The organism is Enterococcus sp. AN402 (assembly GCF_040719405.1).
GTDB lineage: Bacteria > Bacillota > Bacilli > Lactobacillales > Enterococcaceae > Enterococcus > Enterococcus faecalis.
In genome coordinates this window covers 2,852,665-2,878,598 of sequence record NZ_JBFDTM010000004.1, presented here as the reverse complement: position 1 = coordinate 2,878,598, position 25,934 = coordinate 2,852,665, and the positions used below count along the sequence as shown (strand labels likewise).

Below are 25,934 nucleotides of genomic sequence, written 5' to 3'. Positions count from 1 at the left end.
CCTTTTCTATCTATTGACTACATCCGATAATCTTATGTATTTCTTATATGCTCACACATTATACTACTTTCTTTTTCGAAAAACAGAAACGTTGGTAAATTCTCATAATTATTGAAGGCGAACATATTTTCTTGAATTTTATCACAAAATTAGGTAAAATACAGGTAATTAGTCATTTGAGTTTTATTCTATTTTATTCGTAAAGGAGGCAGAAGAATGGATCAACATAAAGCTACCATCAAGAGCATTTCTAAACTGATTACGCTCTCTTCCCAACATTTCTTTTCGGCATTTTTAGAAGATTCTCAAGATCAAAAGAATAAAGAAAAGGAACGCAGTGCGCTTTTACAAGAGCTCCAAGTCGCTGCCGCCCAAAAATCCTTAGTGGTCTTACAATTGAAAGAAGTCCCTACAGCGCATAAATTCGAAACGGTGATCGGCTGGATTGTCTCAAAAAATATTTCGGACAATATCGTCGTTCGTTTACAAACGGATGAACAACAGTTGCGCATGATTCCTGTTGCTTCTGTCATGAAAGTCAGCACGTTAGCTAATCGTCACCAACGTCAAATTTACTAGAATATTGAAGTCTTTATAAAATAAATGGAAACCACCAACCCTGGCGATTGCAGGTTGGTGGTTTCTTTTATTTATGACTTTAGTCAAAATCCCATGAAACTTCTGACTTAGGACTCAACTTATTTCTTAGGAACAAATAATTGCGGTGCTACTTTTGCCAATAAGCCTAGAACTAGACTTACATACAAACAATTGACGACGGTACTTGTACCGTTTAGAACAAAGGAATAGAGATATGGGCTCATTCCTTCTGGTGCATACATGCCCCAAACCAATACACCCGCCCAAAAATGCCAAAACCAGCGGGCGAAGACTGCGACAACACTTCCTAAAATAATCGTACGAATGGCTGATTTTAAACGATTCGCTTGAAAATACAGTTGAATTTTTCTAGCGAATACGCCACCCATTCCTCCAAACGCAAAAGCAAAGGGATATTCAAAAATAATCTGTGGAACGGACAAGAAATTTTTCATGGCTGTGCCGAGAATAATATTTAACATGCCCCAAACAAAGCCTGCTGCAACTCCGGGAAGCAACCCACGACGAAACGAATAAAGAACTAATGGGACCATTCCCAACGATAGGTCCAAGCCACTATTGGCAAATTCAATCGGTAAAAAAGAGAGGGCCATTGCCATTGCTGCGACGACTGTTCCTTCTACCCAAATACGTAAATCCATTTTTCTAGCCAAACAAATTTCCTCCTATGTTCTGACGCTCTCAACCACTAATACATCGTTATTTTACCATAGGGACTTTAGAAAAACACGTTTGTCGAACAAGCAAAAAAATAGCTGATCAGCATTTAAGATAATCAACTCCTACTCAAACGCATGCCAGCTACTTTTTATCCATTAATCGTCCCGCTCAGTTGTCAAAATTTTACCAGAATGAGCATCGATTTTTACCTCTATTTTTTGTTGGCCCTCTTTCACTTTCACTTCCCAATAGGTGATTCCTAATTCTTTCTCTAACTTCCAATCTGTTGCCTGGCCGACTTTCGCTGCTTTTTCAGCCAAGGTTGTGGCTTGTTCTCTGGAAATGATATTTGTTAAATCAAGTGCCTCTTCTTGCATTTTAACGCCATTTTGTTCATCGGCATCCAAGGTTTCGACTTTTTCTTTTGTGAATTCGCCTGTTTCTGCGTTCACTTCAACTTGATATTCTTTTTGCTGATCCACGCCTTCTATTTCATAAAAATAACGTCCAAAATCTGTATCTAACTGCAGACTTGTTATTTTAGCTTCTGGATATTTTTTCTCAAATGCTGTCGTTACTTTTTCTAAAGAGACAGCTACCGCACTTGTCTTCTCTGATGTCGTCGTTGCTTCTTGTTGTACAGATGTACTTGTTTCGCTAGTTGATATTACTGTTTCTTTTTGTTCATTTGTTGATGAAACAGCTGTGGGTGTTTTGGATGTACAGCCAGCTACCAAAAAGAGTGCCAAGCCAGTCATAGAGCCATAGAGTATTTTTTTCATTAAACAACCTTCTTTCCTTTTTATCATTTTATTATACTTGATTTCTCATCCAAATCATAGCTACAAAAAAAAGCCCTACTTTAGTTGATAAAGTTAGAGCTCTCTCAGCCTTCATGGGCCAACATAAAAATTTCACCGAAATCATTCTCTTGTTCAATGTGCCAAATGCGTTTTTCACTATTATAGACAAGCGTTGCCAAAATTTCTTCTTTTTGGTAAGAGGTATTTTTCATCTTGCTAAGTGAATCTTCCACCAAGTAAATAGGAATCCGATATTCTTCTTTATCCACTTCCGTTTGTTGGAAGCAAAAAATAACACCTTCTTGCAAGATACCTTTCATATTTTTAAGTAATTCAGGACTTAATTTTTCGACAGGCGTATTTCGTTTAAAGAAGGCCTTTTTCTGGTTGACTTTCTCTAAAACAACACGTGTAATTTTATCAGCAAAGATTCGATAAAATTCATCAATATAACGATAATAGACACGCGTCATCTGATCTGCAAATTCAAAAAAGACAAAATCATTTTGTAGCTTATAAAAGAAAGGCGAATGCAAACTATTCTTCATGTGTCCAAAATAAAGAAGTTCCGAAATTTCTAATGGCGTTAGCTCTTTTAGCATCGTCACATCGGAAAAGTCAATCCATTTAATTTCTTCAGTCATCCAACGACGTTGTAGCGATTGAAAATAGCGATTGACGCTTTCTTCTCCGCGAATAATTTTCAAGCCTGAATGCATATCGTATTCGCCAGCTTCGGCAGAAGGATCTAATAATAGTAAGTTCTGTGGATGATGCACAATTGAACGAACAAAATCGGAATGGGTAATTCCTTTAGATAAAACCGCGTTGCTGGTTACATCTATATGTACATAAATTAAATCAAGCAAATTCCCATCTCCCCTCTACTAGCCTCCTTACCATTTTACAATATTTTCAAAAGAAAAGCTTGTTTCTTTTACTTTAAAATTCCATTACAAAATGAGGATTTTTTTGAAAAATCAATCGATTCAGTTGTTTTTTATTAAATCAAGGTCCGGCCAGCTTACCTATTCCCCAAAGAAAATAAATAGGTTTTTCAAATAAATTGTGGTAAACTTGATACATTAAAAGGAGGGAGAATATGCGCCCAAAAGAGAAAAAAAGAGGAAAAAATTGGTTAATCAACAGTTTATTAGTTTTACTATTTATCATTGGCTTAGCCTTAATTTTTAACAATCAGATACGTAGTTGGGTGGTTCAACAAAATAGCCGCTCGTACGCCGTTAGCAAGTTGAAACCAGCTGATGTGAAGAAAAATATGGCTCGTGAAACAACGTTTGACTTTGATTCAGTTGAGTCCTTGAGCACAGAAGCGGTGATGAAAGCCCAATTTGAAAACAAAAACTTACCTGTGATTGGTGCCATTGCGATACCAAGTGTCGAAATTAATTTGCCCATTTTTAAAGGATTGTCAAATGTCGCTTTATTAACTGGTGCGGGGACCATGAAAGAAGATCAAGTCATGGGGAAAAACAATTATGCCTTGGCTAGTCATCGAACGGAAGATGGTGTTTCCTTATTTTCACCTTTAGAAAGAACCAAAAAAGACGAACTCATTTATATCACTGATTTATCTACTGTTTATACATACAAAATAACTTCTGTAGAAAAAATCGAACCAACCCGTGTTGAGTTAATTGATGACGTTCCTGGTCAAAATATGATTACCTTAATTACCTGTGGCGATTTACAAGCAACGACGCGAATTGCTGTTCAAGGAACATTAGCAGCAACGACGCCTATTAAAGACGCCAACGACGATATGTTGAAGGCTTTCCAATTGGAGCAAAAAACTTTAGCCGATTGGGTGGCTTAATAAAAAAATCCTTGAAAAGTTTTGACACTTTTCAAGGATTTTTTGCTTTATTTCATCACTTGGCGTTCTTGCTGTTTCAAACGAGCAAAACCATAACGAATACCTGCAAATAATAAAACTAACGGAGATAAGAAAACAGAGATCATTAACCATTCACTTGTATACATACTACTAAAAGATAAATGATACGTGACAGCATACACTAGCGGCAGACTCATTATCAACAATAAATAATACAAACTCAATTCAAAAACATAGGATAAATAACTACTGTTCATCTTACTTCCCTCCTGTCTCTTTTTCCCTGAACAATTTGTTAACACTATTGTACCAAGGGGAAACAGAAAGTACTATCGGACTATAGTCCTAATCTTTCAGCTGTGCTTTTATTTTTTTCAACCATTCTGAGGTACCTGCTTCCACTAAGCGGTAAGTTTCCTCAAAATCTCCAGTATAATAAGGATCAGGTACGTCCATGGTTTCTTTACCAGCCACAACTTCCATAAATAAATGAATCCGCGGTTGCTCTTCTTGAGGAGCTAATGCTTTTAAATCGGCCACATTATTCGTATCCATCCCAATGATATAGTCATATTTTTTAAAATCACTTGGCTGGATTTGTGTCGCCCGCATTCCTTGATAGGAAATTCCTTGTTGCTCCAAAATTTTTCTGGTTCCCTTATGTGGCTGACTGCCAACTTCCCAGTGGCTAGTAGCTGCTGAAAACACTTGAATAGTCGATTCTAAACCGGCTTGTTGGACTTTCTGACGAAAAATCGCTTCTGCCATTGGCGAGCGACAAATATTGCCTAAACAAACAAATAACACAGTTACCACAACGTTTCACTCCTTCATAAAACTTTTTATCCTTCACACATTACTCATTGGCTTCTTGTTCATACAAATGATAAGCCATAAATTCTGTATCTTTCGCTAAACGGAATAATTGCGTCGCCATTTCCAAAGGAGTCTGAGGATATTCCTCAAGAATCCATTTCGTTAAGACACCGCTACATCCATAAGAAAAGAAATTCGCATAAAATTGTTTGTCTTTATCTGTTAAATGGTTCTCAACATCGACTTGTTCAAATAATGAAATAAATAAGCGATTGGTCGAAGCGGAAAAAACATTAAGAAGAACTTCTGAATCTGAGGTCACCGTTGTATAGTAGAAATGGCTCTTCTCTTTAATCGCTTTTAATAACTTCAGGGCTTGTTCCTCCCAGTTTTCCAAACAAATATCTGTTTCTAAGTAAATCAATGCATCGTGACGATAAATCCAACGTAATAAATCATATTTATCTGTAAAGTGATAATAAAATGTTTGGCGATTCAAGCCCACTTTTTTGGTAATATCTTGGACACTTATTTTACGAAAATCCTTTTGTTCACATAATTCTATTAAAGCTGAAGCGATTGCTTGTTTTGTATCGTGCGTTCCGCTCATGCTGATTCCTCCGCTCCTAATATGTATATACCTCTATAATTGCAAAAAAATGGCCAGATTACAATATTTTCAGATACATTTTATGCATATATTTAAAATTAAATGAATAAAAAAAGCGGCAACTAACGATTTTTGTTAGTTACCACTCCTTGTTATCAATTATTAATAGATGACTATTTAGCCTGGAAAACGCCATACAACAGCGCGGAATCCTGCTGGTGGTGCTGGTGACCAGTTAGAGTTAGAAGAAACATAACCAGAACCTCCTGGGTTGTTCGCTTCAACGATTTGGACACTTCCACCACTTACACCTGTAACTAAGACAGTATGCACGCCACCAATCCAGCTATCTGGACTATAGGCACTTTCATATTGAACAACATCGCCTGGTTGCACGTTACTCCAGCTAACTTGTGTTGCACCAGAAGCAACATAGCCACTGTTTGGACCACCATAACCGAAGTTAATACCGCCTGCCGCTAACCAGCGACGAACGGAAACTAAACATTCGCCTGGCTGATTCCAACCTGTTGCATAAGAATTACCAACATCTGCTAAAGCTGCATTAATTGCGGCTTGTTTTCCTGAAGTCACGCCACCATTCCCTGGTTTTGCTTCATTACCTTTTTCAGGAGTCGTTGGGTTAGTTACAGGAACTTCTTTTTCTTTTTCAGGTGCTGCTGCCACAGGTGTTGTTACAACACTTTCTGTTTCAGTACTTGAAGTTGTTGTTTCTTGCGTTGTGGTACTTTCAGTAGTTGTTGATGATTCTACTGCTGGTGTTGCGGCTTTTTCTTCAGCAGCAGATGCTGCTGCCTCATTGGCTGCTTTTGTTGCTTTCGCTTGCTCTGCTGCCGCTTTTTGTGCTGCGGCTTGTGCTTGCGCTGCCGCTTGTTCTTCTGCTTTTTTAGCAGCTGCACGTTGGCGTGCTTGTTCTTCTGCTAAACGTTTTTCCGCTTCTTTTTTCTGTTTAATGAAGCCGTCTTTTTTCCCTTGTTCTTCAGAACGTTGTGCTTCTAAATCATTTTTAGCCACTTCTTGTTGAATCTTCAATGTTTTTAATGATTCTGTTTTGTCATTTAGTTCTTTTGTTGCTGCTTCTAATTCAGCAATTTGTTTTTCAACATTCTTTGTTTTCTTTTCAACAGTCGCTTTGTCTTCTTTTTGTTGTTCTAGTAATTCATTGTTGGCGCTCATCATTGTTGAGACCGCTTGAACGCGACCAATTGCATCTGCTACTGAATCTGCATCTAAGACAGCATCAATAATTGAATCACTTTGACCATTCACTTGGACATCGCGTGCTTGTTTTGTCATTTGTACTTCACGTTTTTGAATACGGACATTCAAATCAGAAATTTCACTATATAATTTAGATACTTCTGATGATAGCTTGTTCTTTTTAGCTGTTAATGTATCGATTTGTTTGGCCGTTTCAACCATATCATTTTCAATCGCGGCAACTTTTGCTTCTGCATCTGACATTTGGCTAGTTAACGCATTAATTTTTTGATCTTGTTGTTGAATCTTTGTATCGTATTCATCTGCAAATGCTGCGGATGGCAACGCTACGCTTGTTAAGGTAATGGAACATACCATTAGAGCCGATAATACACTTTTCTTCAATCTGTTGTCCTCCGAAAATCCTTTTTTGTTAAGCTTTTTTATTATTTATTAAAATTTGAATAAATTTCTCTTTTTCAACGATAGAGCAATTGTAGCATAGCTGTATGTCACTGAGATAATATGGATGTTACAGTAATATTTCAATTTTCTTCTTGTAAATGACAAAAAAAAGCTTCACTTTTTTCACAACTTTCTTCAAGGCTCCAGGGTAAGCTTCTCATCGTTTTGTTATTTAAAGAAAATAAAAAAAGCGAAAAACGCTAACAACTGAGCATTTTTCGCAAACGAACAAAATTTTCAATTTTTATTTTACGGAAAACAGTTTTTTCAGCGGATAAGATAAAATAACATACCACACCATGTTCAATAGCAATGTAGGGCCCAACACACGCGTAATAAATAAAATCGGGCTGACATCCGCTAAATGAAAGGCCACTTGAATCAGTACCGCAATCAGTTCATACAACGTGGTAAAAATAACGATCCCAAAAAAACCAGTTAGTAAATTTGTTTGAATTACTTCTTTAAATGTATACATCAACATAACCGAAAGCGTCAGTGCGACTGTATAAATCCCGATAATGCCAATGTAGTAGCTATCGCAAATAAAGCCTAAAATTAACGAAGTAATTAATAAATAACGTTTAGAAAAATTAGGAACGGCAAACATAAACGCAAGTAATAACAGATGTGAACTGGCGAAGTAAACATTACTTGTCCACGTTTCAAAAGACTTTGTTAAATGAGCATCAATTAACATTAAGAAAAACAAGAGAATAGGTGTGACGTATTTTAAATACTCTTTCCGAATCATTCGCTTTCCCCTGCCGATCTTTTCACGACCGTCACAACGGAGATACCATAGACATCCGCATAAGGTTTCACATACACTTCACGATCTAAACCAAAACTATCTGGTTTCACTTTAATAACTGTCCCTACCGCTAAATCGGCTGGGGAATTACCACCTAAGCCAGAAGTCTGAACGACATCGCCTTCTTTTAGAGTGGCATCGCCAGTTAATTGTGACACAATTAATGCATTCGTCTTATTGTCGTAATTTTTAAGTAAACCAAACGATTCGCCATTTGCGGAAGTTACTCGCACAGGGAAATGGTTCGAGTTAACATTTTTAGACGTTAGTAGTTCCACTTTTGCAGTCGTTGCATTGACTTCAATGACACGCCCCACTAACCCTTTTTGCGCCATGACCGCCATGCCCGCTTCAATGCCGTCATTGGTTCCTTTATCGATAATTAATAAGTCTTGCCAAGTATCAGGCGAACGCGTAATGACATTCGCAGTTACTTTTTCATAGTTGGCCAACGTTTCGTTCAGATTCAATTCTTGTTTTAAACTATCAATTTCGCGTTTATAGTTATTGTTTTGGACAGCTAATTCATTATAGCTATCAATTTTTTCTTTTAGACGTTCGTTTTCTTTAAACGTGTTAATTAAATTGCCCATTGAAGACAAGCCGTTTTCCACCACACGAGCTGGAAAAGAAATCACACGGTCCACCATACTAACGCTATTATTGACGCCACCTTGAACGACATTGGTTTTGCCTTTTTCAGAACGTTGCGCAGCAGTTAAACTAATAATGGTTACTAAAATAATGACTAAAATTAAGGTAATGATTATATTTTTATTTGGATTAAATTTTTTCACAAAGACACCCCAGATATTCTTCAGACTGATAGTATTAATTTTACCACTAATTGACTATAAACAAAAGAGTTGGCGATCGTCTTTAGCTTTTTTTATCATTTCTTTTTTAGGGCTTGTTTTCAACGAAAAAACCAACGAAAAGAAAGGAAGCTTCCTTGGTTTTCGTTGGTTTAAAAAGAAATTATTTTTCTTTGTTTTCTTCGTTTAATAATGCTTTTCTTGACACGTTGACACGGCCTTGTTTGTCAATTTCAGTTACTTTGACAAGGACTTCGTCGCCTAATTTCACGACATCTTCAACGTTGTTCACACGTTCGTTTGCTAATTGAGAAATATGGATCAAGCCATCTTTGCCTTTAATTAGGTTAACAAATGCACCAAATTTTTCAATGCGGACAACTTTTGCTAAGTAAACTTGACCGACTTCGACTTCTTTGGTTAATTCTTCAATAATCTTGATGGCTTTTTTAATCATTTCAGCATCTGATGAAGCAATACTTACGTTACCGTCTTGATCGATATCAATCTTAACACCAGTTTCATCAATGATGCTGTTGATTGTTTCGCCACCTTTACCAATGACATCTTTAATTTTCGCTGGTTTAATTTGAATCATTTCAATTTTCGGTGCATATTGACTTAATTCTTCACGAGGGGCAGCAATCGTTGTTGTTAATTCTTCTAGAATTTCCATCCGTGCTTTCTTCGCTTGGTCTAATGCTTCCGTTAAAATTTGTTCTGTAATTCCTTGGATTTTGATGTCCATTTGTAAAGCAGTGATTCCGTCTTTCGTTCCCGCTACTTTAAAGTCCATATCGCCAAGGTGGTCTTCTAAACCTTGAATATCTGTTAAGATTGTGTAGTTTTCGCCATCACTAACAAGACCCATTGCAATACCTGCAACTGGCGCTTTAATTGGCACACCCGCATCCATTAATGCTAATGTTCCCGCGCAAATACTTGCTTGTGAAGAAGAACCATTTGATTCTAACACTTCCGCTACTAAGCGGATTGTGTAAGGGAAGTCTTCTTCTGATGGAATAATTTGTGCTAAGGCACGTTCACCTAACGCACCGTGACCGATTTCACGACGACCTGGTGAGCCCGCGCGTCCTGTTGAACCAACAGAGAATTGTGGGAAGTTATAATGATGGATGAAACGTTTGCTATCTTGGACACCCAACCCATCGATAATTTGATGTTCCCCTAAAGGCGCTAATGTACAAACGGATAAAGCTTGTGTTTGACCCCGAGTAAATAAGCCAGAACCATGCACACGTGGTAAAATACTTACTTCTGATGATAAATGACGAATTTCGTCTAATTTACGGCCATCCGGGCGAATCTTATCGATCGTGATTAACTCACGTACGACATCTTTTTCAAGATCTTCCGCAATTTGTTTCACTTCTTTTAGTAATTGCGCTTCTTCTTCATGTTCCGCAAATTTTTCAGCGTAAACTTCTTTGACTGTATCTTTTACTTTGTCAATTTCAACTTCACGTGCTAATTTTTCTTCCGTCATTACGGCTGTTTTCATTGTATTGTAGTACGCATCAAAAATTTCTTTTTTAAGATCAGCGTCCACTTGTAATAAGTCCACGTCCATTTTTGGTTTACCTACAGCGGCAACGATTTCTTCTTGGAACGCCACTAGTTCTTTGATGGCATCAAAACCGAAAAGTAAGGCACCTAACATATCTTCTTCTGATACTTCTTTGGCACCACTTTCAACCATATTGATGGCTTCTTTTGTTCCAGCAACAGTTAATTCAATATCTGTTTGTTCTGCTTGTTCTACCGTTGGGTTTAAGACATATTCGCCATTAATACGACCAACGTCAACACCAGCAATTGGTCCATCAAACGGAATATCTGAAATTGCTAACGCTAAGGAAGACCCAAACATTGCAGCCATTTCTGGTGTACAATCTTGATCCACACTCATAACGATGTTTGTGATTTGGACTTCGTTACGGAAGCCTTCTGAGAACATTGGACGAATGGGACGATCGATTAAACGAGCGGTTAATGTCGCACGTTCACTTGGACGACCTTCACGTTTAATGAAGCCGCCAGGAATTTTTCCTACCGCATACATTTTTTCTTCATAGTTTACAGTTAATGGGAAAAAGTCTACATCTTTTGCTTCTTTAGAGGCAACAGCAGCACTTAAAACGACCGTATCGCCGTAACGTACTAAGACAGCTCCATTGGCTTGTTTGGCTAATTGGCCGATTTCTACTTCTAGTGGGCGGCCGCCCCAAGTTGTTTTAAAGACTTGTTTTTCTGTCATAATTCTTCTCCTTTACTCTTGCTCTTTGGAAAAGTCAGACGGCTACTAAACAAATGAAAAAGTAACAAGTCGTTGCTGCTCTTTCATTTGGTTAGTAGTTCATAAAAACTTTCCAAAGAGGACCTTCAATAGTGACAATAAGATAAAAAGCGAGATTCTGATTGAACCTCGCTTTATACGTAATGATTAACGACGTAATCCTAAACGTTGGATCAATTCGCGGTAACGTTGGATGTCAGTTTTACGTAAGTAAGCTAACAAGTTACGACGGTGACCGATTTTTTTCATTAAACCACGGTAAGAATGGTGATCTTTTTTGTGTGTACGCGCATGTTCGTTCAATTGGTTAATGTCTTCAGTTAAGACAGCAATTTGTACTTCTGGAGAACCAGTATCTCCTTCATGACGTGCGTATTCTTTAATGATTTCGTTTTTTCTTTCTTGTGAAATTGCCATTTGTTCCACCTCTTTCTCTATTATTCGTCTGATCACTGAGTGAAGCGTTGGTGACTCGCTAAACCAAGTGATAGATGGTGTGTTTCCACACAAGCTTACTTTACAGGAAACACCGCTAAAATGCAAGCTTAATCTCTATTATTCGATAGTTTTTTTAAACAATCTAGCCCCTTTTTTGGTGATTTTGTGATACACTAAATGGTGGTAAACAACTGATTATTTCAGCGCATGAATAAATAAAAGAAGAATTTTTTTATGTTTCAAAGGAGGAACCATTGAATGATTACAATGAAAGATATTATTCGTGAAGGGAATCCCACACTTCGTGCTGTGGCAGAAGAAGTGCCTGTCCCTATCACTGAGGAAGACCGACAATTAGGCGAAGACATGTTGACTTTCTTAAAAAATAGTCAAGATCCAGTCAAAGCTGAAGAATTACAATTACGTGGTGGCGTTGGTTTAGCTGCACCACAATTAGACATTTCTAAACGAATTATTGCTGTCCATGTTCCTAGCAACGACCCAGAAAACGAAACGCCTTCATTAAGTATGGTGATGTACAACCCTAAAATTTTGAGCCATTCTGTGCAAGATGTCTGTTTAGGTGAAGGGGAAGGCTGTTTATCTGTCGATCGGGATGTGCCTGGATATGTCGTTCGCCATAACAAAATTACCGTCAGTTATTTTGACATGGCTGGCGAAAAACACAAAGTTCGTTTAAAAAACTACGAAGCGATTGTGGTTCAACATGAAATTGATCATATTAATGGCATTATGTTCTACGATCATATTAACAAAGAAAATCCATTTGCTTTAAAAGAGGGCGTTTTAGTCATCGAATAAAAAAAAAACTGGGCCGTTTGTTTTCAGACAAACGGCCCAGTTTTTTTAAATGGCCTTCATTTCTTTTAAGGCTTTCCAAATCCCATCATTATCATTTGTATCTGTGACCATCGTAGCCACTTTTTGAATGGAAGGACTCGCATTGCCCATTGCAACGCCAATTCCTGCATGACTTAACATTTCTCGGTCATTTTCGCCATCCCCAAAGGCAATGATATTTTTTGCATCAATGCCCACACGTTTAGCTAAATACGTTAACGTAGCTGATTTTGAGCCATCTTTAGGCACAACATCTACGCTATGTTGATGCCAGCGAATAAAGCGAAATTCTGGGTATTCTTCTTCAAACGTACACTGATCTTCTGCGTCATAAAAAGCCAGCGCTTGGTAAATATCATTTTGACGATAAAAGTGTTCATCATAAGCAGGTGAATGAAAATGAAAAGAGTTCATCGCAATTTCCATTTTTTCAGCACGGTGCTGGTTGCTCTTCTTAATATCATCTAAGCCCACACAAGCAAACCCTAAGCCGCGTTGATCACTGTCTTGTGCCAAACGTTCCAACGCTTCAGCGTGCAATAAATTTTGATAATATTGCTCATGATCCACAAAAGCCGCGGCGCCATTGCATAATACGTAATTAGTAAAATCTAAATCCCAAATCACCTCTTGCGCCATATAACGACTTCTGCCAGTTGCCAGCGTAACTAAGTGTCCTTGCTCCCGCAATTTTGCTAGCGCTTCTCTCGTGCTATCCAATGCTTTCTTCTCCGAATTTAACAACGTCCCATCAATATCAAATGCAAAAAGTTTTCTTTCCATCATTTCTCCTTATTCGCTCGCTTTCGCTAAATATTTACTGCCTTCTCGTTGTGCTAAAGGACTCAACACTAATTCTTTCATCAATTCCTCGACCCATTGCGGATTCGTTTTACTATATTGGCGTAATGACCAGCCAATCGCTTTTTGAATGAAGAACTCCTCTGTAGTTCTATCATAAATAATCGCCTTTTTCAACAGGTCCTGATTGGTCTTTTCTTTCAACATCAACTGTAAATTCAGCGCAACACGCCGATTCCAGAAATTTTCAGCGCCATAAAAAAGGGCAAAAATCGTTGGCAATTCAGTCAGATGCAACGCCACCCACGACCCAAAAAATTTTCGCCAAGCATCCACACTATCCCACCACGCTTTTTGTGGAACATAGGCTTTAAACGCTACGACCTCTTCTAATGAAAATCTCCGAACATTTTGAAGGGCTAAATCAATAGCGACATACTGATATTCTCGTTCTGTTTTTTGATAATAAGCCTCAATCTCTTGGCATAATTTTTCCTTTGGCCACGTATGACTTTCTTTTAAAAGTTGTTTACTTAACGCTTGACGTTCTGGGGCGGGGATGCCTGCAAAAACAAATTGGTGTTTCATATAAGCAGACATTTTTGCTGCTGTTTCTGGGTTCTTCTGAAATTGAAGTGTGTCCATTCCTTCGCTCCTTATAATAAAAAAACTATACTAAAACAGTGTACCATGTTTTAGTATAGTTGGTTGGTCAATTAATCAAAATACGTTAAGTTTTTGTTGTCTTTATCTAACCAGGCATAGCCGAGACCCATAATTAAGCCACCACCGATAAAGTTACCGATAAAGGCCCAGAACAGATTATGAACAACATTACCAGCTGTGAAAGCTTCAATTGCGCCGTTCGAAGCAAAGTAAGCTAAACTGAAGGCTGGGAAGTTGGCAATCACGTGTTCAAAACCAAGGAACGCAAAGATAAAGATAATGAAAATAATGGCCGCGACTTTGCCGGCATCATCTTTCATTCGCATACTCACTAATACGGCTGTATTAACTACAATATTGGCGAACATAGCTTCAACTAAAATTTGCAGGGTGGTTTTTTCTAATTTTCCAGCAATCGATGTAAAGAAGAAACTATCTTTTGGCAAATCTTGGAATGGCACCGTAAGTGATACCAAGAAACCAAACAAGACGCCACCAATTAAATTGAATAAGATACAGGTAAATAAAATTTTTGCAGCTAAGGAAAAGTTAACTTTTTTACGATAGACCCCAACAGTCATGTACAACATATTCGAGGTACCAAGTTCGGCATTCATATATAAAATCATCACAAGTGACCAACTGAACATGAAGGCGTAAAGCATTTTCCCTAAACCATGAGAAATTCCTTCTCCTTTAATTGCGATTGCAAAAGCAACGGCTGTTCCCAACGTTAAAAATAGACAAGCAAGCATTGCACGAACAGCGTAGCGGGAAAAGCTGTTTGAGAATAAATTCACTTTCTTGTCGATGGATTTATCAATTTGTTCAAACAATGGTGAACCAGACTTCATTGTAAACTCCCTTTCATTCCGTTTTCAACTTATATTTTCAAAACATCTCTCCTTATTCTAATGAGGAAAAGTGTTTTTGTCTACCTTTTTTTCATATTTCACTTTAAAACCTTGACGTTTCCTATCCTATTAAGTATACTAGATTTTGTGTAAAATAATTGCAGCAGAAGAATAATAACTCGTCAACAGTTCATTGCCAAACTTGGTTCAACTGCGTAACCGCGGCTGCAAAGGCGAAGGTTGAAGAATGAACTGAACGAATATGAATTTTTCATCTAATTATTTTACTCCAAAAAAACATTTATTTATTGGAGGAATTTTTAATGTCTCGTTATACTGGACCATCATGGAAAGTATCTCGTCGTCTAGGTATCTCTTTATCAGGTACTGGTAAAGAACTAGCTCGTCGCCCTTACAAACCAGGACAACACGGACCTAACAGCCGTGGTAAAGTTTCTGAATACGGAATGCAATTAACTGAAAAACAAAAATTACGTCATATGTATGGCATGAACGAACGTCAATTCCGTACGTTGTTCATTAAAGCAAGCAAAATCAAAGAAGGTAAACACGGTGTTAACTTCATGGTTTTACTAGAACAACGCTTAGATAACGTTGTTTACCGTTTAGGTCTTGCAACTACTCGTCGTCAAGCACGTCAATTAGTTAACCATGGCCACATCACTGTAGACGGCAAACGTGTTGATATTCCATCATACCACGTTGAAGTTGGTCAAGTGATCGGTGTTCGTGAAAAATCTCAAAACATCTCAACAATTAAAGAAGCGGTTGAAGCAACTGTTGGACGTCCAGCATTCGTAAGCTTTGACACTGAAAAATTAGAAGGTAGCTTCACTCGTTTACCAGAACGTGATGAACTTTACCCAGAAATCGACGAAGCACTTGTCGTTGAATACTACAACCAAAAACTTTAAGATTTCAAAAGGTCGAACTACGGTTCTTACCTTCTTTCAAAACCTTGCCTTTCTTGGCAAGGTTTTTTTCTTTGCCCTCTTTACAAAATTGTTTACTTCCGCTAAACTATTGTTAACCAAATAAAAATAATTGGTTAACAATAGAAAGTGAGGCTTCTTATGAATAAAGCATCGTTACGCTCTTTAATTTTAGCAGCAGAATTCGCTGTGATTATTGCTGTACTTTCACAATTTACAATTCCATTGGGGATTGTCCCATTAACCGGACAAACATTTGCCATCGGCTTAACCGCTACCGTTTTGGGCAAACGAACAGGGACCTACGCTATTTTAATTTACTTCTTATTAGGATTAATTGGTTTACCCGTTTACGCTGGGATGTCTAGCGGGTTCGGTGTACTCTTTGGACCAACTGGCGGCTATTTAATCGGCTTTATCTTCAACGGCTTATTAACTGGTTATATTTTAGAAAAAACAACCTTTAACTATACTTGGGCCATTATCGCAAATATTGCCGGCGCCTTAGTTACCTTAGTTTTCGGTATGATTTGGTTGAAATATTCCGCAAATCTGCCGTGGCCAAACGCTTTCGCTGGCGGGTTTGCTCCGTTTATTATTCCTGGTATCATCAAGGCTGTCGCAGCTGCTTATGTTGGTATTTTAATTCGCCAACGCTTTATGAAACGTTTTTTAGCACACCTTTCTTAAGGGGAAAACTTTTTTCTTTTCCTTGTCTGTAGTACACTAAAAGGACAAAGGAGTGAAGTCCATGTCCTCATTATTAAAACGATTGGTTCAGTTGGTTTTGTTAGTCGTCGCTGTCTTGCTGATTCGACACTATGTTTTCTCCCCTGCTGCGGTGAACGGCTCTTCAATGGAACCAACACTTCATAACAACGACCGTTTATGGGTGACCTCGATTAAAAAGCCACAGCGCTTTGATATTATCGCTTTCCCTAGTCCTCGCAACGGCCAACGAGTAGCCAAACGTTTAATTGGTTTACCTGGCGAAACAGTCGAGTATCGCGATGATACCCTTTATATTAATGGTGTATCACTCAGTGAAGATTACTTAGCAAGTGCTAAACGAAATGTCTCTAAAAATGAAAATTATACCCAAGATTTTACGCTAGAGACCTTAGAAGCCACCCAATCCCTGACCGTTCCAGAAGGCATGTATTTTGTCTTGGGGGATAATCGCCCGCGCTCAGATGACAGTCGTTACTTTGGCTTTGTTAAACAAGAGAGTGTGGAAGGTGTTTTGACTTTTCGTTATTATCCGTTAGATAAAATTGGCTTTCCATAAAAATAATAAACCGCCCTCAAAAAGTTAGACTTTTTGAGGGCGGTTTAGCTTTTATTCACGTATTCTTGTTAAGGTCCAGTCACAAGATTCCACGTAACCGCGGCCTTGTATTGTTGCCCTTTAACACCTTGATTGGCTGGCACTTCAAGTTTGACATTATTGAAGGTGAAGTCCAACTGGTAAACATTACTACCTGTGAATTGCTTGTTGGCAATAATACTCGTCGCCGTGTTGTTGGCTGTTAAGCTAATGGCACTCGTGGTACCGACCGAATTTTTCAACTCGGTTGGTTGATTGTAATTGGTGAAGCTAGAGACAGGTGCCGCCCCTAATAATAAGCGGGTCGCTGTAGGCAAGCTGTCTGTCGCTGATTTCGGTTGCGACAGTTGCGCCGTTAGGCTCCAATTCGGTTGCGTTTTCTTAATCCGCAGATACGGATTGCGTGTGCCGTTGCCGTAGTAATCCGCGGCTTGTTTCAAGCTGTGTTGTTGCTTACTTCCTGCAACGCCCACTTGGCCGAAGTCAAAGGTTGGTACACTAATGAAGCCTTCGGTCGTTGGTGTGACTACTTCTTGATCATTTGGACGAATTCTCACGAAGTTATCCACTGTACGATCTTTAATACCACCAAATACTACAACTTCTGCTTTCAAAACAGTGTTTGGTTTCCCTGTTGCGCGAGTTGTGAAAGCAATTGAAACTTTTTTGCCGATAGGAACGGCATTTGGTAAAGAAACCCCTTCTGTCCAAAGTGTACTATTTACTGGGATTGATTTTGTCGTTTCTCCTTCTGGTGTCACTTCCATAAAGGTCGGGATCGTCAGACCAGCTGACCAATTGGGCCCTTTTTTCAAGGTGAGATTTTGTAAGGGTGCTTTGCTAGTATTCGTGATCGTTGTTGTCCAGATTACATTGGTATTCGTATCGATCACTTCTTTTGGTCGAGTTAATGTGACACTAGCCATCGGTATTTCTTCCTTATACATGGCGGTCATATCGTCATTGCCATCAAAAGTCGCATTGAACGTTGGTGTTGTGGTTTTGTTCAACGTACTTGGCTTGGTTTTCCCTTTATACCACCCTTGGAACGTATAGGTCTTGTCACCTGCAGTATACGTCGTTGGTAAAGCTTGTGCCGCTGTGTACTTGAAGGTGTTACTGTTCATTGGTACTTGGTTGCCTTGGGTGAAGCCTGTTGGTGGCGTGATTTTGGCACCGCTTGTGTCGACGAAGTTTTCGGTGACTTGTTTTCGTGTGACTTTATAGTTCATGGTTTGTTTGAAGTCTTGTGTCCCATCAAAACCATGTAAAACGATCTTATTCTCTGGATTTCCTGTCGCACGAGCTACAAGTAATAATCTTGGAACAGTGTTTACTGAGCTACCGACACCAAATGTTGCTTTTATTGAAAATTTATTATCTATCCCTTTTTTAAAGGATTTATCTATCTCATTTAATTGGCCCGGACCACTATTGTTAAACACTGGATCAGTCCCGACAAAGCCCACTGGATACACAGAAACAGGTAATGTGGTATTCATTGTTTCAATTTTGTCCACATATTTTAGTTCCGTTGTAATATTCCAGTCGTTGATTGCATAACTACGAATATCATAAATATCGCTAGGAACTTCATCAAAGTTTGCTGGAATATTAACTCTTGATTGGGTCGTAATAGTATAGACATTGGCTTCATTCGTATTTTTAATACTTACCAGTGGATTCATGGCGCCCGTTGTCACATATGTCTGGTCTACCGCTTTTCTTAGTGTCTGTGTGTAGTTTCCAGAAAACGTTAACGGTTCATTGAAAGCTTGTCCTTTTTCATCGACAAAATCTGCATGGAAACCTGGATAAACCCACGTATCTTTGGGAATCATTTCCTCATACACCACATTTAAATCATCATTATCATCATACGTCACCGCATAACTTGGTGTCTTCGTTGTTTTTAAAGTCGCTGGTTTGGTTTTACCTTTGTACCAGCCTTTGAACTTGTAGGTTTTTGTGCCGACTTTGTAGGTATCTGGTAAGGTGCCAGCTTGTTTGAACGTATAATCATCACTTGTGATCACCGTTTGTTTTCCTTGGGTGAAACCTGTGGGCGGTGTGATTTTGGCACCGCTTGTGGCTACGAAGTTTTCGGTAACACGACGGTTTTCTAAATAATAATAAACAGTTTTATCTGGGGTAGCTAAATTGTAAGTCGCTCCTACGTTACCAGAGTAAACACCCATTGCATAAAGTGTCTCAGTCGTATCCCAGTTCCAATAATATTGTTTGGTGTTATATGATGTATTACTGGTTTTACCTAATTCATATGCATTTGTACCAGGACTTGAACTAACAACCGTACTTGGATTTACAATATCTTTTCTGACCTCATTCGCAAGTGGATATTTCGTTTTATCCCCTGTATAAGTTGCCGTTGGTGAGATTGAAATGGTGCGATAGTATTTCGGAATTTCATGTGTAACACTTCGTGTACCATATGTGGTACCTTCCACAGACTCTGGTAAGGTATAGACTTTTTGTGGAATCGTTAATTTTTTAAGATTCGTTGTCGTTACATTGGTTCCTGTAATCGTTGAAAAAGGTGTTGTTGTACCACTTTTCGTTGTTTCAGACATCGTTGCTTTCAATGTGAAATTAGCAGGATTGATTAAATTACCTTTTTCGTCTACATAGCCAAAAGTAATTTCTTTGCTAGGTAATGTATAGGTTTTGGTGACTACTTCCTCATAAACCACATTCAAATCATCATTGTCATCATAGGTTACCCCATAACTTGGTGCTTTGGTGGTGGTCAAGGTACTTGGTTTGGTTTTGCCTTTGTACCAGCCTTTGAACTTGTAGGTCTTACCGCCTGTTGTATAGGTGTCAGGTAAGGTGCCTGCTTGTTTGAATGTGAAAGCATTACTGGTCATTGGTGTTTTCTTATTTTGGGTAAACCCTGTTGGCGGTGTAATGGCTACGCCACTAGTATTGACGAACTTTTCGGTGACTTGTTTACGTGTGACTACGTAATTCAGTGTTTCTCGGTACGTTGCCGTACCATCAAATCCCATTAATAGAATGTCTTTCTCTACAGAATCTGTTCTCATTATTGTTAATACACCACCAATAGTCGTAGCAAAAGCTACTGAATTTAGAGAAAAGATACTTGCACTATTTTTAGAGAATGTTTTATCCCTCTGAGACAAACCATATTTAGCGTAATTACCAAATTGAGCTGCTTCAGATGTTTGTTGCACACTGTATCTGGTCATGTTTATACTACTGGACGAGGCAACAATACTGTCGACATACTTTAGTGTGTTATCAATCTTTAATTGTTCAATTGCATAGATATTCATATGGTAACCTACTGGTAAATTTGTGAGAAAATCGTACGGCATAGGAACCGCTGCATTGACAGCTACTCGATATTGACCACCACCTGCATTAGAAGAAACAATTGGATATCTATCAGCGTATGGGCTCCATTGACTAGTTGCTGTGCGATTTGCTAATTTATAATACGTCCCTGATAACGTTAAATTTTCATTAGCGAAAGCTTTCCCTGTTTCATCCGTAAAAGCAAAGGTCATTCTCGGGTAAATCACTTGATTATTCGGTACCCAACGTGGTGAAATACTCTTTTGTAGGTCACTTTCACTACTATTTGCTGGTGCCTGTTCTGTGGTATTTGTTTTTACCTCTGGCGTTTCCGTTGATACTTCTGTTTCTGCTTGTTTCTCCGCTTCTTTCGTTTCTTCTTCCTGACTCGTGTCAGTCGTTACTTGACTATTTTGCGTACTGGTTTTCGTTGTTTCTTCCTTAACGCTACTGGCTGGTGTCTCTTCCTTGGTACTACTTTCGGCGGTCGGACTACTTTCAATCGTCACAGTTTCCGCAACTGCCGTCACGCCCGAAAAGGCATTCACTAGCAAAGAACTACATAAGCCAATAGCTGCAAGACGTTGCCATTTATTTCGCTTCATGTCGTCCCCTCTTTCTATGTACGATTCCCGCCAAACCGATTAAGGCGAAGCCGAGAATGTTCAAATTTGCCTGACTCTTGCTCCCTGTCCGAGGGAGCTGCGAGCCAGTTGTGGTGGTCTGTGTCGAACCACCACTTCGTTGATCTCCTTGCGGAGGACCAGCTGGTTCCTTGGGATCGGCAGCTGGCGCATCTGTTTTCGGTGGGGGATCTTTAGGAGCGGGTGTTGTCGGATTTTGGTAAAATTCAATCCCCACCGAACTAGAACCACCATCAGACGCTTCAACATTTATAAAAAAACTAGGGGAAAATAGTAGACACGCAATCATTAAATAACGCTTTTTTTTCATTTAAAAACCTCCTTTTGCATTTAAATATCTCTCACAACCTATTTTCATAGCTCTATAATAGCAAAAAAAAGACTCTTCAAAACAACAGTTTTTTCCAGTTGATAACCCTTATTTCAACAAGTTCCTTACATATCGTGTCTTTTAAGCTACGTTATTTAAAGGAAACAAGGGAAAACAGTAAAGACTATCCCCTTTTTCAAAAAAATCATCTTTAATTTCTTAAATTTCCATCACCTAAACTAAAGAAAAGCTCACAATGTTAGTGTTTAAAACTAACATTGTGAGCTTTTCTCATTTTTGACGATTAGATAATTCGATAAAATAACACTAAAACACAAAATAACTGTCTGTTTCTCTTATTGGGCAACAGCTAATTGATACAATGGCAGGAGTTGTTGATAGGTTGACAACATATAAGCGCGTGCTTTTTCAGGGTTTTGCCACAAGGCACTATCTTTGGGAATGATGCGCCCAATTTCAAACTCACCTTTTTTTACATCTCTAAAACGAGTTAAGGCTTTTTCTAAATCCGTTTCTGGCAGCGGAGTAATTTGAGGAACCGTGTGATCCAAGGAAACATACGTATCTTCTGGTAATGCTTGGAATAATTGCTGATTCTCTAAAAAGGCTTGCGCAATCTGCTTTTCATTTTTAGGATTATCAATGAATGACAACCACATAAACACATAGTCGCCCCAAATGCCTAATTGAAAATGCGGCTGCATTTTATACCCGCGCTTATTCGGACTAAGTGCTGACCAAGTATTTTCTGGTGGATACACGGTGCGACGGCGATGTTGCGCAATATGGACAAACAACTCCGTTCCTAGTTCAGGCGCTAGTTGTTCGGCAAAATACGTATCTAATTCTTGAAAAATAGGTTGAATTTGCGCACGGATAACCGCCATTCGTTCATCTAATCCAGCAACTTCAAAGGCTGCGAATTCTTTTTCTGTAAACATCAACATTTCTCTAATTCCTCTCTTAACTTGTCTTCCGCTTCTATTTTTGTCGATTTTGCCATGTTTCCAGTGTCATCCCACGATAAACATCTGTGACAATTTTCCCTTTACTAATTCGAGCATTGGGCAGTGTTCCTTCGTAGGTAAAACCAATTTTCTCCATGACACGACCAGAAGCTGGATTGTCTTGATCATGTAAAGCAAAGATTCTCATGAGTTTCATTTTTGCAAAACCCAGTTCAACTAACGCCGTCGCGGCTTCAGGCATGTAGCCTTTGCCCCAAAAGGCACGGTTCAAGACATAGCCTAATTCTCCAATATTATTGGTTTCATTGACCCGCAAATCAATCGTGCCAATCATTTTGCCCGTTTCTTTCACTTCAATCCCATATTTTCCTAAAGGTTCTCCCATAAAATATTTAGCAATGTTTTGTCGTGTTTCAGCGATTGTTTGGTTTTTCAAAAACACATAGCGGACCGTTTCCTCATCTGAAGCATATTCGTACATATCTTCTGCATCGGCTAATGTGACAGGTCTTAAAATCAAGCGTTCGGTTTCAATTCGTTGGTTTTCTGCAAAAATCAATGGATAATTCATGAGCAAAACTCCCTACTTTTCTACATACTTTACCGAAAAACAGCGAAACACGCAAGGAAAATCGGCATTTCCCTTGCGTGTTTCTTTAATTAGCGTTTAAGCGAATGATGGCAATGATCGTCTGAACAGCTTTGGCCATTGATTCAACGGTAATGAATTCATATTGCCCGTGAAAATTCTCGCCACCTGTAAATAGATTAGGCGTGGGAATGCCCATGAAAGAAATCTTAGAACCATCTGTCCCGCCACGAAATTGTGTGATGATTGGTTCAATGTCACAACTTTCCATTGCTTGGACGGCCAATTCTACAGGCGTCCAATCTTTTTCGATGATTTCCTTCATATTATAGTATTGGTCTTGGAAAGTAATTGTTAGTCTGGGTTTATCCGCCAGCGCATTTAAACGTTGGACTTGTTTTTCCAAAAATTGCTTTCTCGCTTGAAAGTTTTCTCGATCATGATCCCGAATGATATAGACAAGTTCTGCTTTTTCAATACTTCCTGTAAATTTATTGAGTAAATAAAATCCTTCATTTCCACGTGTTTGTTCTGGCACTTCCTTTTGCGGTAGTGATTGATCAAGTTGTTCGCCTAATTTAATGGCATTTACTAACGAACCATAGGCCGTTCCCGGATGGACACTGGTTCCCTCAATTGTTATCACAGCTTGAGCAGCGTTAAACGTTTCATACTCGAAATGCCCCACACGGCCACTGTCGATCGTATACGCAAAAGCGACTGGGAAGTTCGGTGCATCAAATTGATCGGCCCCGCGTCCAATTTCTTCATCTGGACCGAAGGCGAGCCAAACATCCCCCCGCGCTACTTCTGGATGTGTCAAAAAATACTCAACAGCAGCTAAAATCTCGACAATTCCCGCTTTGTCATCTGCTCCTAAAAGTGTGGTTCCGTCTGTAGTAATCAACGTTTCCCCTTGATACTCTTTTAAATTGGGAAATTCAGCAACCGATAAAACGATGCCTTGTTCTTGATTCAAGAGGACATCTTGGCCATCATAATTAGTGATGACTTGGGGACGGATATTTTCTGCTGAAAAATCCGCCGTATCCAGATGTGCAATCAAGCCGATGCTCTTCGCTGCAGGTTGGTTACCCGGCAACCGTGCCGTTAAAAAACCGTTTTGTTCGTTATAATGCACATCGGCCAAACCTAATTCATGAAGTTCTGTTTCAATCATTTTGGCTAAAACCACTTGACCGACCGTCGTCGGTGTGGTTTGACTGTTGGCATCTGAACGGGTGTTAACTTTCACGTAAGTTAAAAATCGTTCGACTAATTTTTCCATTTTTTACTCCTTCTTCCTGAATCATTCTGTTAAATAGGCATTGCGCAAGTGGAAATAATCCCCATACAAGTGATAACTAATGCCTTTCAATTTAGGATTGATTAGATAATTTGAGGCACTTTGATACAGCGGTACTTGGGCAGCATCTTGGTTCAACAAGATGTCTTCCGCTTCTTTGTATTCTGCAAACTGTTTCTCTGGATTATTGGCATTAATCGTTCGTGCCTCTTCTACCAATTGGTCGTATTTGGCATTATGATAATTGCCGTAATTGTAACTTGATTCTCCTGCATATAAGTTAAAGTAAGAGTCTAATTCACTACTGCCGGCAATCCATCCTGAAAGAGACAACTCATAATTTTTTTCACGTCGCGATTGGTTCACATTATTACTTGGTTGCGATGAAATGGTAATTTCTAAACCTGGCAGATTTTCTTGCAACTGACTTTGAACATATTCAGCAATTCGTTTTCCTTGATCTGTATCTGCCGCCAGCAATGAAAGTTTCACTTTTTTACCGACATCCGCTTGGGCTTTCGTCCATTCTGCTTGGGCTTTTTTGACATCATTTTTCAAATATTCGCCACTGTAAGCTCGGAAATCTTCATCTGTTTCTGGATTCGCATAAAGTTTACTTGGAATTAATCCGTTGAGGGGTTTTGACCCATCGTTTAAGACACTTTGTGTTAAGGCTTCTTTATCAATTGCTTGGCCAATCGCTTTTCGTAAATGAACATTCGCTAATGGCGTTCCTTCTTTTTTGTTGAAATCTAAGAAGTAGTTGGCCACATCTGGATGACTGACATAGCCTGGATCATCTTGATATTGTTGAACATATTGTCCGTTAATGCGAACTAAGTCTAGTTCATTCGCTTGATATAAGTTAATCCCAGTATTATCTTCTTTGACTGTACTAACCGCAACTTCTTCCAGTTTCACTTGATCCGCATCATAGTATTCTGGATTTTTTTTCAATGTCCAAGTATCTGAAGTCGCATCCCAATTGGCTAGCGTAAATGGCCCGCTATAAAGTAAATGTTCACTATCCAAGGCGTAATCTTTACCTTGCGCTTCGACAAATTTTTGATTTTGTGGCGCTAACCAAGCAATCGAAACGACTGCTAAGAAGGAAGGTTGGGCCTGTTTTAATTCAACAATGAATTCTTTGTCATTAGGGGCTGAAATCCCTAATTCATCGACTGACTTTTCACCGTTGCGTATTTCAAAACTATTTTTAACGCTGTCTAGTAAATAGGCATTCGGTCCAATCGTCGCTGGTGTCACCAATTTTTTCCAAGAATAAACAAAATCTTGGGCCGTAATTGGCTCGCCGTTGCTCCACTTAATCCCCTCCCGCAAGGTAAAGTGGTACTTGCGCCCATCGTCACTAATCTTGACATCTTTAGCTAGAGCTGGCACCGTGGAACTATCATCATCAAACCGATAAAGGCCTTCAAATAAATGTTGTGCCATTGTAAAGGTATTTTTATCTGTTGTTTGTGTTGTATCCAATGTTGAGATTGGTGCAGGTGAACTAATACTGATTTTTTGTTCAGCTGCTAAATTTCCCGAATCTACTTTCTCTGCCGCTTCTTTGGTTCCGCCACATGCGGCTAAAAGAAACCCTGTTGCAATCAAACCTACTACTTTTTTCCCCAATTTCATGTTGTTGCCCCCTCATATTTTTTAAACAAATAAAAAAAGCATTCGTCCTAAAAAGGACGAATGCTTATGCAATCGCGGTACCACCTTTGTTGATCTCTTCGCTAAAAAAGATCCGCTCGTTTCCAGTACAATCATACTGTAGCGCTATAACAGGCGCACCTGAATTGGTTTAAGCAAACGGCTTCAACCAACCTGTTCAAAGGCCATTTT

At 38.9% G+C, this 25,934-nt stretch carries 26 protein-coding genes and 1 other annotated feature (1 of these 27 running past the window's edge); of the genes, 6 read left to right on the top strand and 20 right to left on the bottom strand.

The window, feature by feature from the left end; all coding sequences use genetic code 11:
- The first annotated feature begins 216 nt into the window (after positions 1-216).
- Entirely contained in the window at positions 217-579 is a 363-nt protein-coding gene (locus AB1I62_RS15360; RefSeq protein ID WP_048737602.1) for a hypothetical protein, read from the top strand.
- Between the two features lie 119 nt (positions 580-698).
- Here AB1I62_RS15360 and thiT read toward each other — a convergent pair whose 3' ends face one another.
- From thiT to AB1I62_RS15345, 3 genes are all read right to left on the bottom strand, one after another.
- Positions 699-1,274, bottom strand: coding sequence for an energy-coupled thiamine transporter ThiT (gene thiT, locus AB1I62_RS15355; protein ID WP_002354998.1), 576 nt, complete (start codon positions 1,272-1,274; stop codon positions 699-701).
- Positions 1,275-1,436: 162 nt separating this feature from the next.
- Positions 1,437-2,090, bottom strand: a complete 654-nt coding sequence (locus tag AB1I62_RS15350; protein WP_016614830.1) for a PepSY domain-containing protein — start codon at positions 2,088-2,090, stop codon at positions 1,437-1,439.
- Between the two features lie 77 nt (positions 2,091-2,167).
- On the bottom strand, positions 2,168-2,953 hold the full coding sequence (locus AB1I62_RS15345) for a hypothetical protein (protein WP_002354996.1): 786 nt from the start codon (positions 2,951-2,953) through the stop codon (positions 2,168-2,170).
- Between the two features lie 233 nt (positions 2,954-3,186).
- On the opposite strand from AB1I62_RS15345, the gene AB1I62_RS15340 reads away from it, so the two are divergent.
- Complete coding sequence (locus tag AB1I62_RS15340) at positions 3,187-3,921, top strand: class A sortase (RefSeq protein WP_002354994.1); 735 nt, start codon at positions 3,187-3,189, stop codon at positions 3,919-3,921.
- 47 nt (positions 3,922-3,968) lie between these two features.
- On the opposite strand, the gene AB1I62_RS15335 is transcribed toward AB1I62_RS15340, so the two are convergent.
- From AB1I62_RS15335 to rpsO, 8 genes are all read right to left on the bottom strand, one after another.
- Complete coding sequence (locus AB1I62_RS15335; RefSeq protein ID WP_002385239.1) at positions 3,969-4,199, bottom strand: hypothetical protein; 231 nt, start codon at positions 4,197-4,199, stop codon at positions 3,969-3,971.
- An 88-nt stretch (positions 4,200-4,287) separates the two neighbouring features.
- Positions 4,288-4,758, bottom strand: coding sequence for a low molecular weight protein-tyrosine-phosphatase (locus AB1I62_RS15330; RefSeq protein ID WP_002387365.1), 471 nt, complete (start codon positions 4,756-4,758; stop codon positions 4,288-4,290).
- A gap of 40 nt (positions 4,759-4,798) precedes the next feature.
- A complete protein-coding gene (locus AB1I62_RS15325) occupies positions 4,799-5,368 on the bottom strand; it encodes a TetR/AcrR family transcriptional regulator (protein ID WP_002354991.1) in 570 nt (189 codons plus the stop codon).
- A 177-nt stretch (positions 5,369-5,545) separates the two neighbouring features.
- Positions 5,546-6,967 carry a CHAP domain-containing protein gene (locus tag AB1I62_RS15320; RefSeq protein WP_025192717.1) on the bottom strand — a complete coding sequence of 474 codons (1,422 nt, stop codon included), beginning with the start codon at positions 6,965-6,967 and terminating at the stop codon, positions 5,546-5,548.
- 331 nt (positions 6,968-7,298) lie between these two features.
- On the bottom strand, positions 7,299-7,808 hold the full coding sequence (gene mreD / locus AB1I62_RS15315) for a rod shape-determining protein MreD (protein WP_002354987.1): 510 nt from the start codon (positions 7,806-7,808) through the stop codon (positions 7,299-7,301).
- Entirely contained in the window at positions 7,805-8,665 is an 861-nt protein-coding gene (gene mreC / locus AB1I62_RS15310) for a rod shape-determining protein MreC (RefSeq protein ID WP_002383273.1), read from the bottom strand. The genes mreD and mreC overlap by 4 nt, the downstream gene beginning before the upstream one ends.
- Positions 8,666-8,846: 181 nt before the next feature.
- The gene (gene pnp, locus AB1I62_RS15305; protein WP_002367402.1) at positions 8,847-10,961 is read right to left on the bottom strand and encodes a polyribonucleotide nucleotidyltransferase; all 2,115 of its coding nucleotides are present in this window, start codon (positions 10,959-10,961) and stop codon (positions 8,847-8,849) included.
- A gap of 186 nt (positions 10,962-11,147) precedes the next feature.
- A complete protein-coding gene (gene rpsO / locus AB1I62_RS15300; protein ID WP_002354983.1) occupies positions 11,148-11,417 on the bottom strand; it encodes a 30S ribosomal protein S15 in 270 nt (89 codons plus the stop codon).
- 279 nt (positions 11,418-11,696) lie between these two features.
- Between rpsO and def the strand changes: the two genes are divergently transcribed.
- Positions 11,697-12,260 (top strand): peptide deformylase, encoded by a 564-nt coding sequence (gene def, locus AB1I62_RS15295; RefSeq protein ID WP_048737604.1) that lies wholly within the window; start codon positions 11,697-11,699, stop codon positions 12,258-12,260.
- Between the two features lie 45 nt (positions 12,261-12,305).
- On the opposite strand, the gene AB1I62_RS15290 is transcribed toward def, so the two are convergent.
- The 3 genes from AB1I62_RS15290 to AB1I62_RS15280 all read right to left on the bottom strand — a co-directional run bounded on the left by AB1I62_RS15290 (position 12,306) and on the right by AB1I62_RS15280 (position 14,620).
- On the bottom strand, positions 12,306-13,082 hold the full coding sequence (locus tag AB1I62_RS15290) for an HAD family hydrolase (protein ID WP_002361040.1): 777 nt from the start codon (positions 13,080-13,082) through the stop codon (positions 12,306-12,308).
- A gap of 9 nt (positions 13,083-13,091) precedes the next feature.
- Positions 13,092-13,745 carry a DNA alkylation repair protein gene (locus AB1I62_RS15285; protein WP_002354978.1) on the bottom strand — a complete coding sequence of 218 codons (654 nt, stop codon included), beginning with the start codon at positions 13,743-13,745 and terminating at the stop codon, positions 13,092-13,094.
- A gap of 71 nt (positions 13,746-13,816) precedes the next feature.
- Entirely contained in the window at positions 13,817-14,620 is an 804-nt protein-coding gene (locus AB1I62_RS15280) for a formate/nitrite transporter family protein (RefSeq protein WP_002365340.1), read from the bottom strand.
- Between the two features lie 323 nt (positions 14,621-14,943).
- Here AB1I62_RS15280 and rpsD point away from each other — a divergent pair, with 323 nt between their 5' ends.
- From rpsD to lepB, 3 genes are all read left to right on the top strand, one after another.
- The gene (gene rpsD, locus AB1I62_RS15275; RefSeq protein WP_002365342.1) at positions 14,944-15,555 is read left to right on the top strand and encodes a 30S ribosomal protein S4; all 612 of its coding nucleotides are present in this window, start codon (positions 14,944-14,946) and stop codon (positions 15,553-15,555) included.
- 159 nt (positions 15,556-15,714) lie between these two features.
- Positions 15,715-16,263, top strand: a complete 549-nt coding sequence (locus AB1I62_RS15270) for a biotin transporter BioY (protein WP_002354975.1) — start codon at positions 15,715-15,717, stop codon at positions 16,261-16,263.
- Positions 16,264-16,324: 61 nt separating this feature from the next.
- Positions 16,325-16,861, top strand: a complete 537-nt coding sequence (gene lepB / locus AB1I62_RS15265; RefSeq protein WP_010712890.1) for a signal peptidase I — start codon at positions 16,325-16,327, stop codon at positions 16,859-16,861.
- A gap of 68 nt (positions 16,862-16,929) precedes the next feature.
- Here lepB and AB1I62_RS15260 read toward each other — a convergent pair whose 3' ends face one another.
- The 6 genes from AB1I62_RS15260 to AB1I62_RS15235 form a co-directional block, all read right to left on the bottom strand.
- The gene (locus AB1I62_RS15260; protein WP_367019402.1) at positions 16,930-20,844 is read right to left on the bottom strand and encodes a WxL domain-containing protein; all 3,915 of its coding nucleotides are present in this window, start codon (positions 20,842-20,844) and stop codon (positions 16,930-16,932) included.
- Positions 20,831-21,193, bottom strand: a complete 363-nt coding sequence (locus AB1I62_RS15255; RefSeq protein ID WP_010825543.1) for an LPXTG cell wall anchor domain-containing protein — start codon at positions 21,191-21,193, stop codon at positions 20,831-20,833. Before AB1I62_RS15255 ends, AB1I62_RS15260 begins: the two co-directional genes overlap by 14 nt.
- A 356-nt stretch (positions 21,194-21,549) precedes the next feature.
- On the bottom strand, positions 21,550-22,161 hold the full coding sequence (locus tag AB1I62_RS15250; RefSeq protein ID WP_010821902.1) for a YktB family protein: 612 nt from the start codon (positions 22,159-22,161) through the stop codon (positions 21,550-21,552).
- Between the two features lie 34 nt (positions 22,162-22,195).
- Positions 22,196-22,753 carry a GNAT family N-acetyltransferase gene (locus AB1I62_RS15245; RefSeq protein ID WP_002398158.1) on the bottom strand — a complete coding sequence of 186 codons (558 nt, stop codon included), beginning with the start codon at positions 22,751-22,753 and terminating at the stop codon, positions 22,196-22,198.
- Between the two features lie 85 nt (positions 22,754-22,838).
- Complete coding sequence (gene pepT, locus AB1I62_RS15240; RefSeq protein WP_048955710.1) at positions 22,839-24,059, bottom strand: peptidase T; 1,221 nt, start codon at positions 24,057-24,059, stop codon at positions 22,839-22,841.
- 21 nt (positions 24,060-24,080) lie between these two features.
- Entirely contained in the window at positions 24,081-25,724 is a 1,644-nt protein-coding gene (locus tag AB1I62_RS15235; protein ID WP_367019400.1) for a peptide ABC transporter substrate-binding protein, read from the bottom strand.
- 49 nt (positions 25,725-25,773) lie between these two features.
- Positions 25,774-25,934, bottom strand: a binding site (T-box leader); it runs 85 nt beyond the window's last position.